Origin of the sequence: Thiorhodococcus minor (assembly GCF_010820565.1) — a bacterium.
In the GTDB taxonomy this organism is placed as follows: Bacteria; Pseudomonadota; Gammaproteobacteria; order Chromatiales; family Chromatiaceae; genus Thiorhodococcus; species Thiorhodococcus minor.
In genome coordinates this window covers 1-15,116 of record NZ_JAAIJQ010000110.1, presented here as the reverse complement: position 1 = coordinate 15,116, position 15,116 = coordinate 1, and the positions used below count along the sequence as shown (strand labels likewise).

General features: G+C 64.8%; 15 protein-coding genes and 1 pseudogene. 4 read left to right on the top strand and 12 right to left on the bottom strand.

Annotated elements, in window-relative coordinates:
- Positions 1-78: 78 nt before the first annotated feature.
- From G3446_RS27730 to G3446_RS23385, 4 genes and pseudogenes are all read right to left on the bottom strand, one after another.
- Positions 79-534 (bottom strand): annotated as a pseudogene (locus G3446_RS27730) (alkyl sulfatase dimerization domain-containing protein); the annotation flags it as partial.
- Positions 535-546: 12 nt separating this feature from the next.
- Positions 547-1,722, bottom strand: coding sequence for an MBL fold metallo-hydrolase (locus tag G3446_RS27725; RefSeq protein WP_209262594.1), 1,176 nt, complete (start codon positions 1,720-1,722; stop codon positions 547-549).
- 25 nt (positions 1,723-1,747) lie between these two features.
- Positions 1,748-3,205, bottom strand: coding sequence for a DUF1214 domain-containing protein (locus tag G3446_RS23390; RefSeq protein WP_209262593.1), 1,458 nt, complete (start codon positions 3,203-3,205; stop codon positions 1,748-1,750).
- Positions 3,202-3,465 carry a hypothetical protein gene (locus tag G3446_RS23385; protein ID WP_164455838.1) on the bottom strand — a complete coding sequence of 88 codons (264 nt, stop codon included), beginning with the start codon at positions 3,463-3,465 and terminating at the stop codon, positions 3,202-3,204. Before G3446_RS23385 ends, G3446_RS23390 begins: the two co-directional genes overlap by 4 nt.
- Positions 3,466-3,993: 528 nt before the next feature.
- On the opposite strand from G3446_RS23385, the gene G3446_RS23380 reads away from it, so the two are divergent.
- Positions 3,994-4,284: a type II toxin-antitoxin system Phd/YefM family antitoxin gene (locus tag G3446_RS23380; protein WP_164455836.1), complete on the top strand. Its 291-nt coding sequence runs from the start codon at positions 3,994-3,996 to the stop codon at positions 4,282-4,284.
- Entirely contained in the window at positions 4,281-4,577 is a 297-nt protein-coding gene (locus G3446_RS23375) for a type II toxin-antitoxin system RelE/ParE family toxin (protein WP_164455834.1), read from the top strand. The genes G3446_RS23380 and G3446_RS23375 overlap by 4 nt, the downstream gene beginning before the upstream one ends.
- Before the next feature lie 249 nt (positions 4,578-4,826).
- On the opposite strand, the gene G3446_RS23370 is transcribed toward G3446_RS23375, so the two are convergent.
- From G3446_RS23370 to G3446_RS23360, 3 genes are all read right to left on the bottom strand, one after another.
- On the bottom strand, positions 4,827-5,288 hold the full coding sequence (locus tag G3446_RS23370) for a type II toxin-antitoxin system VapC family toxin (RefSeq protein WP_164455833.1): 462 nt from the start codon (positions 5,286-5,288) through the stop codon (positions 4,827-4,829).
- A complete protein-coding gene (locus G3446_RS23365; protein ID WP_164455831.1) occupies positions 5,275-5,535 on the bottom strand; it encodes an AbrB/MazE/SpoVT family DNA-binding domain-containing protein in 261 nt (86 codons plus the stop codon). The genes G3446_RS23370 and G3446_RS23365 overlap by 14 nt, the downstream gene beginning before the upstream one ends.
- A gap of 127 nt (positions 5,536-5,662) precedes the next feature.
- Positions 5,663-6,751, bottom strand: coding sequence for an AraC family transcriptional regulator (locus tag G3446_RS23360; protein WP_164455829.1), 1,089 nt, complete (start codon positions 6,749-6,751; stop codon positions 5,663-5,665).
- A gap of 176 nt (positions 6,752-6,927) precedes the next feature.
- Between G3446_RS23360 and G3446_RS23355 the strand changes: the two genes are divergently transcribed.
- Both G3446_RS23355 and G3446_RS23350 read left to right on the top strand, forming a co-directional pair.
- Positions 6,928-8,523: an arylsulfatase gene (locus G3446_RS23355; RefSeq protein WP_164455827.1), complete on the top strand. Its 1,596-nt coding sequence runs from the start codon at positions 6,928-6,930 to the stop codon at positions 8,521-8,523.
- A gap of 53 nt (positions 8,524-8,576) precedes the next feature.
- A complete protein-coding gene (locus tag G3446_RS23350; protein WP_164455825.1) occupies positions 8,577-10,967 on the top strand; it encodes an arylsulfatase in 2,391 nt (796 codons plus the stop codon).
- On the opposite strand, the gene G3446_RS23345 is transcribed toward G3446_RS23350, so the two are convergent.
- The 5 genes from G3446_RS23345 to G3446_RS23325 form a co-directional block, all read right to left on the bottom strand.
- Complete coding sequence (locus G3446_RS23345) at positions 10,945-11,352, bottom strand: type II toxin-antitoxin system death-on-curing family toxin (RefSeq protein ID WP_342450208.1); 408 nt, start codon at positions 11,350-11,352, stop codon at positions 10,945-10,947. The genes G3446_RS23350 and G3446_RS23345 overlap by 23 nt on opposite strands.
- Positions 11,349-11,573 carry an AbrB/MazE/SpoVT family DNA-binding domain-containing protein gene (locus tag G3446_RS23340; RefSeq protein ID WP_209262592.1) on the bottom strand — a complete coding sequence of 75 codons (225 nt, stop codon included), beginning with the start codon at positions 11,571-11,573 and terminating at the stop codon, positions 11,349-11,351. Before G3446_RS23340 ends, G3446_RS23345 begins: the two co-directional genes overlap by 4 nt.
- A 504-nt stretch (positions 11,574-12,077) precedes the next feature.
- On the bottom strand, positions 12,078-12,422 hold the full coding sequence (locus tag G3446_RS23335) for a hypothetical protein (protein WP_164455824.1): 345 nt from the start codon (positions 12,420-12,422) through the stop codon (positions 12,078-12,080).
- 575 nt (positions 12,423-12,997) lie between these two features.
- Positions 12,998-14,644 carry a DUF1254 domain-containing protein gene (locus G3446_RS23330; RefSeq protein ID WP_245232708.1) on the bottom strand — a complete coding sequence of 549 codons (1,647 nt, stop codon included), beginning with the start codon at positions 14,642-14,644 and terminating at the stop codon, positions 12,998-13,000.
- Between the two features lie 11 nt (positions 14,645-14,655).
- Entirely contained in the window at positions 14,656-14,985 is a 330-nt protein-coding gene (locus tag G3446_RS23325; protein WP_342450207.1) for a DUF1214 domain-containing protein, read from the bottom strand.
- Positions 14,986-15,116: the final 131 nt, after the last annotated feature.

Sequence of the window (15,116 nt, the reverse complement as noted above, 5' to 3'; positions counted from 1 at the left end):
CCGCAACAGCGTGGCGTCGCTCTCATCGAATCGGTCCATGGGGTGCCTCGGCGTAGAAAACTGAAGGGAAACTCAAGTTTAGACCCCCGCATCAGTTCTGGTCGCACCCCTGCTGCCGTCGGCAAAGTCGAAACGCAGCACCTTGTCGGTGTCATCGCTCTTTTCCGGATCGATGCGGACGCGGAAATAGTCGAGATAGGTGGTCGGCGCAGCGGCGATGACTTCAGGCGCCGGCGGGATCACCCGAGGGATCGTCACCTTGCCTTCTAGCGCCAGGGCCTGGGACATCAGGTGCGCGCGGTCGTTGGCGCCGGTCGAGACATAGGCCATCTGGCGCAGCGCGTCGGCCTTGGCCTGCCGGACCTCGGGGTCCTCGGGATCGAGGCGATAGAGGTAGTTCACCAGTTGCGCGGCCCAGGCGTATTCCTTCTTCTCCATCGCCTCGGCGGCGGCGAGCACGGCCTCGCGCCCGCCCATCAGCGGTACGATCCGGTCCGCCTCGTCCCACGGGGCGACGGGCTTCAGGTTGGCGGCATCGTTGTCGTACTAGCCGACGCCCTGATAGTGGATCGCGGGTGAATAGCTGGAAATCTCACCGTAACTCTGAAGGTTGTTCGGGGTCTCGTTCAGATAGGCCGGGAAGGTGACGAGGTGGCGCAGCTCATTCGGACCCTTACCGCCGAGAATGCCGCGCAGGCTTTGGTCGAGCACATAGCTCGCGCCGTCGAGATACCCCTCCAGCGTCTTCTGGATCAGCTCCTTGTCGACAAGCGGACGGGCGCCGAGTGGGATCAGCACCTCGGGTTGCAAGTCGCGGTTGTGCTTGAGGCCCTCGATCCACTCGCGCGGGTCGCGGAAGATGTCGCCTCGCACGGAATAGAGCTGCGGCGGGCCCGACCACAGCATGGTCGTGAACAGGATTTCACGTTCGGGCAGCCAGACGGTGGTGTGCACCTTGTCGTCCGAGCCATAGCGCGTGAAGAACTGCATCTTCACGCCGAGCACCTCCATCTCCTGGCCATCCTCGACCGGCGTGTTGACCGGGATGAAGGCGCCTTCATCGACCTCGAGATTGGTCGGCACCACCCAGGCATCCGGCCCCTCCTTCGGCATGAAGGTGTTGAACTGGATCAGCAGGCGCGCGGTCAGGTAGGGGCCGATCTCGGGGAAATAGGCCGGTGCGCCACCTGCGTTCTTTTCGACCACCGCGTTCAGGTCGGGGTGGCCGATGATCTGGATGTCGTCATTGCCTTCGGCAAACACACCAGCGCCGTAGCAGGTGTGCGAATGGCCGTAGATGATGACCTTGACCGGCTTGTCGGTGACCGTGCGCAGCCCCTCGAGCATCAGCTCGCCGTCATGCTTGGTATCACCTGTATCGACGGCGATCAGCCCCTCCGGCGTGTCGATGACGGCCATTGGCGCCAGCCCGAAGCCACTTAGGAACCAGACACCTTCGGCCGGCTCTTCGATGGTCGGCTCGGTCGAAGCGACCTTATCGATCCCGTCGAGCAGCCGCTTGTTGGCGATCGCCCCATTGGGTGCCTCGACCAGTTCGACCGGCGCGCCCATGTAGGCGTCGATCTGCGCGGTGGAAGCCGACAGGTCGCGCGTCTTCGCCGCCTGCGCAAAGGCGGGACCCGGCAGCAATGTTCCCATCGTCGCGGGCATTGCTGCGAGCGCCGCAGTGGAGACCAGAAATTGGCGTCGATTCGATTTCATGTTGATGACCTTGTCGTCGTGTCGATCAGAGTTTATTCGCCTTCGGCGGGGTCCAGGACTTGTACTTCTCGAGGTCGGGCGCGTAGAGACGCATGATGATGTCGAGGTCCATGTCTTGCCGGTTGATTGGCAGCCAGTTCTCTTCGGGCACGCCTGCGGGCTGCTCGGCGGCGATGACGATGCGGATGCCGCCGTCCTCATCCAGCTTGAAGCCCGCGTTCTCTCCGACGGAGTACTTGAAGCGGTCGTTCGGGATGAAGAAGCCGGTCTCGTTCTCGTAGAGGGTGGCGGACCAGAAGGCGTTGACCGGCGGCAGCTCCTCGGCCGTCATCACGATCTCGTAGTCGTGCAGGGCGTTCATCGGCGCGCCGTCCTCGGTCAGGATCGCCGGGTAGAGCGCCTGATCGGCGGGCTGCCCGACCGGGCCGGCGACGGACTGGAAGGTCTGCGCCTCAAGCGTGATCTGCCCTTTGGGCTGGAACAGCCCGGTGAGGTTCTCGTCCAGAAACGCCTGATCCCCGAACTTGGCCAGCTCCTCGGCGGCGACCCGCTGCGCCACGGCGCGCAGGGCGTCGCCGTCGATCTCCGGGGCCGTGTCGGGGTCGTAGGTGTTGCCCGGTGCGATGCCGAGCGGCTCCAGCACCGCCAGCAGGCCGGCGTCCAGTGCGTCTTCCGGGTCGAACGTCGTGTGGTTCACGACGAACTGCATCACCTCGATGAAGCGATCCTCGAAGACCTCGAAATCCGAGCCATGGGGCGGGAAACGTGCGCTGTCCTCGCGCAGGTCGAGGTTGCGGCTGATGCCGCGCGGGCTGCCCCAGGAGCGCACATGCGGCTCCTGATCGCCCCGGCCCAGAAACTCCGACAGGGGCTCCACATCGACGCGACGCATGGCGGCGAGGTTGCGCTCCAGCCGCTCCGGCTCGGCGGCATGGGGCATGACGCGAAACACGGCGCTGACGAAGTCGCCCGTGGTCTCCACGATCATGTCCACACCCTCGACCAGCGCACCGTCATAACCGGGTGTGCGTTCGCTGTAGAACAGCATGGTGGCCGGCTCAGAGAAATCGCCCTTGGTGGTCGACATCGGGATGTTCACGTAGTGGTCGTAGGCCGTGACCATCAGCGAGACATAGGTCGAATCGAAGGCCGGCATCTTCAGCACGACGGGCTCTTCCGTGACATCGATCAGGGCGATGGTGTAGAGCGTGTCGTTGTTGGGCCGCGCGATGGCCTGCAGGGTGTGATCGGCCAGTTCGGTGCTGGCGAAGGTGCGGTTGTAGCCCCCGGTGGTCATCGGGTTGTCGGGGTCGAGCGCGAACGTGTTGTTCACGTTGAACATGGCGACGTACTGATAGGAGCGGCGGACCAGTGGCACCATCTGCGCGTCCGTCAGCTCCACCGTCCCGCCGGACTGCGCGGAGACCGCGCCGGGGGCCGACAGGGAGGCGGCGAGCGCGAGGGAAAGGGCGAAGTGTTTCATGCGAATTGCTCCTCGAAAGTCACCACGATCTGCTCCGGCTCGTATCGATGCGACGCGGACGAAATCGACGCTCGCTGGCTCAGCGAGCAGGGGGCGTTAGGGAAGCGCTGATTGATCAGTGCTTCCCGTGCGGGGCAGGATGCCCCGCCATTTTCGGCGCCGACTTGTTCAGGGGCAGGCGCTGAAAATGTAGCGAAGCGGAAACCGCGCCATTTTCGGAACAGGGCGCTTCGCGTGCTGAAAATGGGCAGGAAGCCCATTCTTCAGCGTCTCCTTAAGTTCCGCGGGATGCAGCCGATGTTGCGACCTTGCGCCAGCGGGGCGCTGCGATTGCGGGATGTCATGGACTGCCATGGGCCTTAAGTATCGCCCCTTCCGGCACGACGCCGCCTGTCATCTGGTGCCAATTCCGACGGTTTCGCCCGTGACAGATGTCCCGAGTTGTTCAGACGGGGAGCGGACACGACTTCCTTGTTGCCTTCTCGTGCTGGTCGCGTGATCTGCCGATTGGCCTTGGTCGTGGACGCGGGCACAGCTTCGAGGCGAGGACGATGGCTTGGTGAAGGTTCAGCCGCTGCTGGAACGGGTTGATCAGGTCGCGGACTTCTTCGACGACTCCCCGGAGGTCGGACGGAAGGCTCGCGACGAGGCGCGGCAACCGCTAGGTCAGCAGTCTGCGTCCGATCGGGAGCGTTGAGCTGCGGTCAGAGACACGGGTTCTTGCCGCTTGCTGTTGGGGCAGGTTTGGCCTAATTTGGTCAAACTGGTCCAATCTCTCGGGAATCCTCATGCAGAATGTTTCCGCCCACGACGCCAAAGCCCGCTTCGGCCAACTGCTGGACACCGCTCGGCGCGAGCCCGTGGTCATCGAGCGCCACGGTCGGGCGGTCGCTGTCGTGCTCTCCAAGGAGGAGTACGACGAGCTGAACGACATCAAGCTCCGAGCGCTCCGCATGGAGATCAACCTGGGGCTCGCGGACCTCGAGCGCGGTGCGTATACAGACTACGAGGCCGACGAGCTGCCGACGCTCGCCGAACGGATCAAGGCTGCTGGCCGCGAGCGGCTCGCGAAGAAGTGATCTATCGGCTTTCGTCTAGGGCGGAAGCGGATCTCGCCGAGATCTGGGTCTACTCCGTCGGGCAATGGAACCTCGAGCGGGCTGATCGATACGCCGATACATTGGTGAGCCGTTTCGACTGGCTCTGCGCCAACCCTTCGTTGTGGAAGCCTCGACCGGATATCGCCGAGGGGCTCTACAGCTACCCCCAGCAGAGCCACGTGATCTACTTTCGTGTCCGTGGTGATGCGCCGGAGGTGATCGAGATCGTACGTGTGCTACACGGGCGGATGGAGCCTGCCAAGCGTGTTTGATCATAGCGATTGAGAAATGGGTGTTTGTGGGTCCGGAATGTCCACTCGTCTCCCGGCGGCATGCTGCACCGCAGATCCGAGCCCCAGCACCCCACGACGCGCGCGCCTGCACCGCCCCCGACGCCCGTCAGCCCCGCTGTTCGGTGTTGACCGCGCAACCCGCTCGGGGTGGCTTGGATTTCCTATCCGTAAGGTTGGGAGCAATGGAGCCAGGTCAGTGGGGCTTCGGTCATCGGGCGTGTCGATCCGTCATTGTTGGTTTGGCTCAGAGCGCGTCTGCGCAGTGCCGGTCGCTTGCGTCGGCACCCGCACCGGCGGCGTACAGCCGAGTCGCCGGGCGCGGCGGGCGAAGCGTCGATCATCGAAGGTGCAGAGGGCCTCGCAGTGGTCGCTGCCGGCCAGGTGCAAGGCATCGGCGAAGTCCATGCCCTGCTCGGTCAAGCTCAGCGCGGCCGTGATGCGCTCGGAAGCCTCTGTGTTGACGTGGCCCAGGCCGAGCAGGTGCTCAAACACACGGACAATCTGCTGGGGCTCGCACCGGTAGAAGGCCCGCAACACCCATTCGAGCTCCAGCACCACGGTCAGGGGCACGAATAAACTGGGGCTGGCGGTCATGATCTCGCGCGCGATGGGGCGCTGCTTGGCGGCCTCCGGGTCGTTCGGATCATCCACGTAGAAGCGGGCGAGAATATTGGTATCAAGGGCGATCATTGCCTTCGGCCCGCATCGCCTCGGCAACGTCGAAGTCAGACAGCCGGCGCTCCGCCGTCTGATCGCAGCGCAGCATGCCGTAGCCGTCCTCGGCGCGGGTGGCCGAAATGGATTTGAGCGGGCGCACGCGAATGCTGTCCCCCTCCAGCTCGAAGTCCAGCTTGCTGCCGGGCGCAAGGCTCAACCGGCGGCGGATGGCGATGGGGATGACGACTTGGCCCTTGTCGGAAACGGTAACAGTGGTCATTGGGAGCCCTATTTCTTACCGCGTAAGAATTCCGAGTCTGGCATGGACCTGGACCGTGCGCAACAACGTGAGTCCTGTCGACGGTTCCGGCTCCGGACGCTTCAGTCGGGAACAGTTTATTGACCTCTCAACTTTCCGCTGCGACCGAAATGAGCCAACTCATGCCATTGGAGGTCCGCACAGACTGCGTCGGCCACAGTCGTGGGGCTTCGTCGTGGTAGGGGCGGGCGAGTGTCGCTGACGGGGCCTCTCCGAAGGTGCGCCGGTAGGTCCCGGCGAGGCGGCCGAGCTGCGTGAAACCGAGATGATAGGCCACCTCGGTGACGGTCGATTCACCAAGCGCACTGGCGAGGAGTGCGCGGCGCAGCACATGCAGGCGCAGCCTGCGGATGAAGGCCGCGGGCGACAGGCCCAATTCCTCCCGAAAGGCGTATTCCAGCGTCCGCGCGCTGACGGCGGCGGCGGCGCAGAGCTCCGCCGTGTCCAGCGTGGCCAGATCCGCGTGACGAATGCACGCGATGGCGCGATCGAATCCGCGTCGGCGCAGCGACAGGGGCGCACGGTGCTCGCCCTCGGTCGGGCTCAGCATCGGCGATAGTCCGGTGACCAGCTCGGCCTCCAAGGTGCCAATGACTGCTGGATGACGCAGCATCTCGGGCGCGCGATGGGTGCGGGTCAGCAGACCCCCGAGCCGGGCCGCCAGTGCACCGAGGGTCTCGGCATCGGCCGGGAGCAGACGGCTGAATGCGGCGGCCTCGAGCGCCGCGTAACCCTCCGCCGAGAGGTGCCGGCGCAGCAGTGTCTTGCGGATCAGGAGGATGATGTGCTCCTGGCCGGCCTCCAGCAGCGCCTCGACCCCGCCCGGCAAGGTGACGGGCAGGCCGCGCTCATGCAGCGGCCGGCCGAACCACGAGGTCCGCGCGCCGGGGCGGACCGCCACCGCGAAGGCAACCATCCCCTCGGGCGAGAGGGCGTGCACCTTCAGCCTGCTCGCGAAAGACTCCTGATACAGGATGCAGTTGGGGGTGGCGAGGAAGGTCTTGCGGTTGTGGAAGGGGCCTGCGCCGACGGGTGTGGCCATGAGCTCCCAAGGCTGGGAGATCCGCTCCCAGTGGCAGGGGTCCGCGCACTCCTGGATGCCCACGATGCCGAGCTTGGGGTAACCGCTGACCCTCCCGGTCGGCGGGGACGACGCGATCTCGTCTGCTGCGCCCATGCCGGCCCACCTTTGCGCGAAGTGAATAGCGAAGGCCGGCAATCATGCCCTAGGCTCCCTGTGCAGTTTGATCGTGGTCATTGAACGGCGTCCGGGAGCGCCCCCTTGCCCAAGCCCCATCCGCTCGCGGCGCTCGTCGCCCGCCCCGACGATTCAGCCATCAACGAGGACATGAGATGAAGCCAACACCCTTGATCAGACGCTTCTTGCTGGCCGCCTGCCTGCTCCTGCCAGCCGCCGCGACACTGACGCACGCCAGCACCCTGAGCAAGGCCGTGCGCACCAGCGAGAGCATGGAGCCGGCGCTGTCCTTCCCGGAACAAGAGCAGGCCGCCGCCAAAAGGCTCGCCGACCTGCGCGTCCGTTTCGGCCAGCCGCCCAACATCGTCTGGCTGGTAATCGACGATATGGGTTGGGGCGATCCCGGTGCCTATGGGGGCGGCGCGGCGATCGGCGCGGCGACGCCCAACATCGACCGGCTGGCCGGAGAGGGGCTAACGCTGACCTCGACCTATTCCCAGCCCACCTGCACCCCGACCCGCTCGGCGATCCTCACCGGGCGGCTGCCGGTGCGCACGGGACTCACCCGCCCGATCCTCGCCGGCGACACCCTGGCCAAGAATCCCTGGGCGGACGAGATCTCCTTACCCAAGCTGCTCGGCGAGGCCGGCTATACGACGGTCCTCACCGGCAAGTGGCACGTCGGCGAGGCCGAGGGCATGCGGCCGCAGGATATCGGCTTCGATGAGTACTACGGCTACTACCCGGCGCAGAAGGAGCTCTCTCAGGCCTTCGACAAGCGTCGCTACCCGGACCTGGTGCTGAACCCCGAGCGGCTTGCGATGCTGCGCGCGACCGGTGCCAGCGAGGCCCTGATCCACGGCTTCAAGGGCGGTGAGACCACGGAGGTGTCGCAGATCCGGAGCATCGAGGACATGGCCGAGGCCGATCGGGTCCTGACGGACTTCACGGTCGCCAAGATCGCGGAGCTGGCCAAGGCCGACAAACCCTTCTTCCTGGAGCACGCCTTCATGAAGGTCCACGCCGACAACTTCCCGTCGAAGGCGTTCGAGGGCAAGAGCGGCAGCAAGTATGCCTACAAGGACGCGGTGGTCGAGGTCGATGCCTACATCGGCGAGATCGTGCAGGCGCTCGCCGATGCCGGGGTGCTGGAGAACACCTTCGTCTTCATCACATCCGACAACGGCCCCCAGCTCGACGCCTGGCCGGACAGCGGCTACACGCCCTTCCGTGGCGCGAAGGCGTCGGCCTGGGAGGGCGGCGTGCGCGTGCCCGGCATCGCCTACTGGCAGGGCACCATCGCCCCCGGACGGCAGAGCGACGAGCTGTTCGACCTGATGGATCTGTTCAACACCGCGCTCGCGCTGGCCGGTGCCAGTGACAGCATCCCCACCGACCGCTACATCGACGGCATCGACCAGACCGCGTTCCTGCTCGCCGACGACGGCCGTTCACGGCGCGAGAAGGTCTACATCTGGTCCGAGCAGGACCTGATGGCCATGCGCATGTACGAGTACAAGATCCACCTCAAGGTGGTGCAGACCCAGGCGCAATGGCTCGACATCGACATGACCACGGTCAGCGACGTCGGCATCGCCCCCTGGCTGTTCAATCTCTACATCGATCCCAAGGAGGAGTATCCCGTCGGGCACCGCATGAACGCCTGGCTCGCCTCCATGGCCGCCGAGCTGAAGGCGCACGCGGCGACCTTCAAAAAGTACCCGCCCAAGGACATCGGTCTCGGGCAATAGGCACCCTCTCGCACGGCCGTTGGCCGGTATTGCATTCATTGGAGAATCGATCCATGAAACGCGTGTTGCCTTCCCTCGCCATGACCCTCGCGCTTGCCCTACCGGGTGGGATCGCCAGGGCCGCCGATCCGGCGTCCACGCCGGGCGACGGCTCGGTCCTGCCCTTCCCGCCGACGCCCTCGGCCAGCATTGCCGGGCCGACGCTGCAAGAGAGCAAGCACCAGCGCCGAGTCGAGCAGAGCCATCTGCCCGAGGACGCGCCCAACATCCTCATCATCCTGCTCGATGACGTCGGTTTCGGCCTGCCGGACACCTACGGCGGCCCCATCCACACGCCGACACTCTCCCGCTTGGCCAACGAAGGCATCAGCTACAATGCCTTCCACACCACGGCCATCTGCTCGCCGACGCGCGCCGCGCTGCTGACCGGCCGCAATCACCAGCGGGTCGGCTCGGGCACCATCGCCGAGCGTGCGGTGGACTGGGACGGCTACACGGGCGTCATCCCGCGCACCTCCGCGACCCTGGCCAAGGTGCTGGGCGAGTACGGCTACAAGACCGCAGCCTTCGGCAAGTGGCACAACACCCCGGCTACCCAGACGACAGCCATGGGGCCTTTCACCCTCTGGCCGTCCGGCGAGGGCATCGGGTTTGACTACTTCTACGGCTTCCTCGCCGGCGAGACCTCGCAATGGGAGCCGCGGCTGGTCGAGAACTTCAACCCCGTCGAGCCGCCCCACGACGCGACCTATCATCTAAGCGAAGACCTGGCGGAGAAGGCCGTCACCTGGCTGCGCAAGCACCGCGCCTTTGCCCCGGACAAGCCCTTCTTCATGTACTGGGCGCCGGGCGCGGCGCACGGGCCGCATCATGTCTTCAGCGAATGGGCGGACAAGTACAAGGGCCAGTTCGACGACGGCTGGGACGCGCTTCGCGAGCGCACCTTCGAGCGTCAGAAGGCGCTGGGCTGGATTCCGCCCGACACACAACTGACGCCGCGCGCCGAGAGCATGCCGGGGTGGGACAGCATCCCCGAGTCCCAGCGCGCCTTCCAGACACGGCTGATGGAGGTCTTCGCCGGCTTCGTGGAGCATGTTGACGTCCAGGTCGGCAAGGTCATCGACGAGCTCGACCGGCTCGGTGTCCGCGACAACACCCTGGTCTTCTACATCTTCGGCGACAACGGCTCCAGCGCCGAGGGCCAGAACGGCACGATCAGCGAGCTGCTGGCGCAGAACAACATCCCCAACACCTTGGACCAGCACCTGGCCGCGCTCGATCAGCTCGGAGGCCTGGACGCGCTCGGCGGACCCAAGGTCGATAACATGTATCACGCTGGCTGGGCCTGGGCGGGAGGCACGCCGTTCCAACACACCAAGCTGATCGCCTCCCACTTCGGCGGAACGCGCAACCCCATGGCGGTGTCCTGGCCTGCCAAGATCGCCGCGGACAAGACGCCGCGCTCCCAGTTTCACCATGTCAACGATATTGCGCCGACCATCTACGAGGTCCTGGAGATCACGCCGCCCGAGGTCGTCGACGGCTTCGCGCAGGACCCCATCGACGGCGTGAGCCTCGCCTACACCTTCAGCGACGCCGACGCGCCGGGGCGCAAGACCAAGCAGTACTTCGACAACAACGGCAGCCGTGGTCTCTACAAGGACGGCTGGCTCGCGAGCACCTTCGGCCCGCTGACGCCCTGGCTGACGGTCAGCCCGGGGCTTGCGACCTGGGATTCGAGCGAGGACGTCTGGGAGCTCTATGACCTGAGCAAAGACTTCTCCCAGGCCGAGAACCTGGCAGACCGGGAACCGGAGCGCCTCGCCGCGATGAAGGCGGAGTTCCTCGAGGTCGCGGAAGCGAACAAGGCCTTCCCTATCGGGGCCGGCATCTGGCTTCGCATCCACCCGGAGGACCGCATCAAGACCCCCTACACCAGCTGGCAGTTCGACGCGACCACCACCCGCATGCCCGAATTCACCGCGCCCGGCCTCGGCCGCGAGAGCACCCATGTGGTCATCGACGCGGAGCTGCCGGAGAAAGCCTCGGGCGTGCTCTACGCCCTAGGCGGCGCCTCCGGGGGCTTGAGCCTGTACATGGACGAGGGCCGACTCGTCTACGAGTACAACATGCTGGTCATCGAGCGCTACCGCGTCGCCAGCGCCGAGAAGATCCCGGCGGGTGCGCACCGCATCGAGGTCGATACGACCATCGCCAAGCCGGGCGCGCCGGCGCTAGTGGTCCTGAGCGTCGACGGCGCCGAGGTCGCCCGCACCGAGGTGGCGCGCACGGTGCCGGTCGCCTTCACCGCCAGCGAGACCTTCGACGTGGGGACCGACCTGGGCTCGCCGGTGTCGCTGGACTACTTCGAACGGCGGCCATTCGCGTTCGACGGGCAGATCCACGCGGTGACCGTGCAACTCAAGCGCGAGCCTGGTCTCTAAGCCACTGAGCAAACGCAGATTGGCTGATGGCACCGCTTGCGACGCCAAGCATGATGTCGACCTTCTCCGCGACGTCGGCAGCGATATCCAAACCGTTAAGCCGGAGGAACAATCGACTGTAGACCCATGCCGTGCGCTTGTTCCCGTCCACAAACGGATGGTTGCCAGCCAAGCGAGAACCGTAGCACGCACCCAATTCCCACAGGTCGGGGCTGCCATAGGAGAACATCTGCTGAGGTGCGGCCGGCGCGGATTCCAGGATGCCTGGATCACGGACTCCCGAATGCCCGCCATGCTCGGCGAGTTGGCGCTGATGGATCAGCAGGACTGCGCGCTCATCCAGCCAAGTCGGTTCGGTTTCGAAGCGATTCGAGCTGTGGCTCACTTCGCCAGTTCGCGCAGGACGTCTCGATCCTCGCGCATGATGAGATCGGCGGTTTCGAGTTGACGCGCCGTTTCAGGGCTGTACGGGCTGAGCAGAAACCCCTCTGGAGTCTCTGTCAGGTAGAGTTTGTCGCCCTTTTTGGCGTGCAGCAGGGCGAGCGCCTCCTTGGGCAGGATGACACCCGCGGAATTGCCAATCGCTCTTATTTCAACCTGGATCACTGCCGGTCTCCCGTGGTGTTGCAACAAGAGTATCACCCTCATCCGAGTCCGCTGGCGGAGCGGCGGCGAAGCGCGGCACCCATGTCCGCTATCTGGACTTGGCGCGGCGGACGCGCTGCTTTTATGCCCGGCCCGATTGCGACAGGAACGGAGCCGCCTCGACTTCAGGGCGCAGGCAACAACGGGTCGGCGCCGGGCAACTAGTAGAGCAGTGCGAGCGTCTCGATACCCTTTGCTCGTCATCCTGTCGCCCTGGAGGGCGACACTCCGGCCGGGGCAGTCGCGAGGCCGGCGTGTCGACCTCTACAATGGGAGCGGGGTCACTGGGAGCGGAGTCAAGTCTTGCAATGCAACACTCGCAAATGACCTCGGCGTCGAACGGCCATTGTGCCGTTGGCTCAGACCAGCATAAGTACACATAGGGTCGGGGCGCTCGGAGTGAATCATTCACTGTCCAGCAACCAGAAACCAAGCGGCTGTGCCTATTAGGATTCCCGTGGAGATTCAACCCCAGGGAATGACCCGCTTGGGCGGTATGGGCGCCGCGATGATTTTGGGCGAGATCGACTCTGTCGATCTCGACTCCATGCCTGGCGTTCGAGCTCGCAGCGACACGGCTGCCTGCATCACCACTTGCCTTAGGGTCGAATTCTGCCCCTCGATGAGGGCCTCCATATCCGCCCTCCAGGCATCATACGGCGCCTTCTGTTCCTCCAGGAACAACGTCTGATCCTTTAGTGAGACCAGCTCCAGCCAGGTCGCCTGCGCCTCGGCGAACTGCTTGATCTGCTTGTCGGCGTCTTTGGTCGCATCCCGGATGGCATCCGACCCCGCGCCTCGTGCATGCACGATGACTCCGCGATCGGCCGGACCCCATTTTGGGGCCAAATCTCTAGCGGCCCCAAATGCTCGTTCAGGGAAATTCAGGGACGGACCGCGAATACACATCCGCCTGCGCCGCGATGCGCGCGAAAACGCCTGATCGATGCCGGTCTCTGCCCCGCCGCCCAAGCGCCACACTCGCCCGGCGGTGCGACCTCATGCCTCGGAAGCACACCGCACCGACACCAGGGATAGGCGGTCGTCCGAACCGGGGCAAGGCCCCCGCTCCCCGCTTCCTGAGCCAACTCGACATGGTGTGCAGCGGTAGTCCTGCGGTCGTCAGCCGTCTTGCCCTGGCTCCGGCATCCGTGACGCGGAGCGGCTGGCGATGCGCGACACCGCGGGAGCGGTGTCGCGAGAAAAGAACCTGATCGTCTTCCACCATGGGACGCGGTAGAGGTCGTTAAAGTACAGGTCGCTCGACACCCAACGGCCGTTGCCGCGGACACCGCAGTATTGGATGTGTACACGCAGACGCCGGTCGAGAAACGCGACCATCGCGTTCCCTCGCTTGACACAGACGACAGCCCGGTCCTGCTGGCCTAGTTCACCGGCGCGATTTCAGTTGGCCGCCAAGACTTGTCGAAGAACGACGGTAGCGGGCTGTAGAGGCGCAGGATGGTGAACCAGCCCTTGTCGGGGTCGGTCTGGATCCAGTTGCCGCGATCGACGCCGTCCGGCTGTTCGGGGCTGAACCAGACCGTGGTGGAGCCGTCCTCCGCCGCGACAGCCGCGGGCGAGGGATAACTCTGCGAACCCGCACGCGGGTATTTCTGCGGCGTCTGCAGCATCGAGCGCGTCTGGTTGTCGTACAGGGTGAATGACCAGAACGCCTTGGCCGGGATATCCTTGGGCAGCGTGACCTTGTAGGTCTTCGCGCCATCGAAGACATCGCCCTGGGCGTCCAGAAAAGCCATCAGATACTGCGATCCGACACCGGGGATGGTCATGATCATACCGGGGCTGTCGAGCGTGTAGCCGTAGTAGAAGGCCGCGCGTGAATCGAGTGTGCGGGCGCCGGTCGGCGGAAGCGGCTTGAATTCCCCGTCCGCGAGCACGGGCGGCGGGGTCTCGAAGAAAGCGCCGCCCTCCCAGAGCATGTTTCCCCACATCGACCCCTCGTAATAGGCCCAGTCCGGATGGGCGCCGTAGGGGCGCCAGTTCAGCACCCGCCCGGCCGCCTGGCCGACCGCGGCGGCGTCGGTGAGGATCTTCTTCATGCGCTTGTCGGGGGCGAACGCCTTGCCCTTGACGATACCGATGGCGGCGAGCTGGCCGGCGAGCTCCACGTCATAGCTGGTGGCAGGCTCGGCCTGGACGTTCTCGTTGATCCACTCGTAGAACCCGAAATCGCTGGGCGGGATGGTGTTGAACGACAGGTTGCTGGCCTCGACGAACGTCGTCTCGGGAATCTCCGCCTCTTCTCCGAGCCGGACCGCACCGGACAGCGCCTGCGCGATGCTGGTACCGAAGGCGCCCCTGGCGTAGGGGTAGATCTTCATGTTGGCCTTCACGTTCTCGACCGCCGGTTTGGGGTCGTTGTCCACCAGGTAGGCACGCGAGGCGTACAGCACGCGGTTGGTCTTGGAATGGGCGACGAAGTAACCGCCCTCGGGCAGCGGGCCGTCGTAGCCGGGTCCTACGATCAAATACTTGCCGCCGCGACCGCGATCCGGCCCCGGGCCGCCGACGTCGATGATCCAAGAGAACCACATGTCGTTGATGGTGCCGACGCCGTCCGACGGCTGTTCGATCACCATCGGACCGTTCGAGAGGTCGATGACGGAGAGGTAGTAGACGGTGTCGGCGTTGCCGGTCAGGAACAGCGACGTCGAGTCCAGCAATTCGGACGTGATGACGACGTCGTTATAGTCGGCGCCGATGCTCTGGAAGCCCTTGTGGAACCCAAGGGCGGATGCCCCGCGAAAGCTGTTGTTGTACACGTTCAGCGCGCGCGTGAAGTCGAGCGCATCGAAGACCTTCTGCGCGGTCTCGGCACTGGGAGCGCCGTCTTTGAAGTCCAGGGTTCCGATCGAGGTCTCGACGCTATCGCCTGTGCCGAGTGATTCAATCGTCTCCTTCGACACGTCGGCCTGCGCTGTAGCAGCCAGCGACATGGCCAGCACAAACCCGCAGGTCATGGGAATTCGGGGCATGATGGTGTGTTTCCTGTCGTCGTGTGGGGTCATTTCGGTCGATCTCATTGGCCGCGCGCCACGGGCGGGCCGGGGAAGGTCCAGGTTCCATCCTGGATCGATTGCTCCGGTTCGTACATCCGAACCGCGTAGTTCCATCCGTCCATGATGGGCAGGCAGTTTTCCACCCCTTCGCCGCAGCCGCCGAACCGGATGGTGAAGGACCCGTCGGGGTTCGGTTTTGCGGTGAGGTTGTTCAGGCTATAGGCATTGAGCGCGTTCTTTTGAAAATAGCCCTTGGCGTTGTAGAGACTGATTGACCAGAAGCCCTTCACAGGCACGTCCTTGACGGTCAACTCATAGTCCCCGACGGGCAGATCCGGCTGCACATTCACGTAGACGGCATCCCAATGCCATGGACTTAGCGCCTAAAGCTATGATTATGTTACAATAATGCGTCTTCACAGGAACCTTGTAGGAGCATGCCGATGAAGCGTTGCAACGCTATCAGTCTCAACACCGAAGA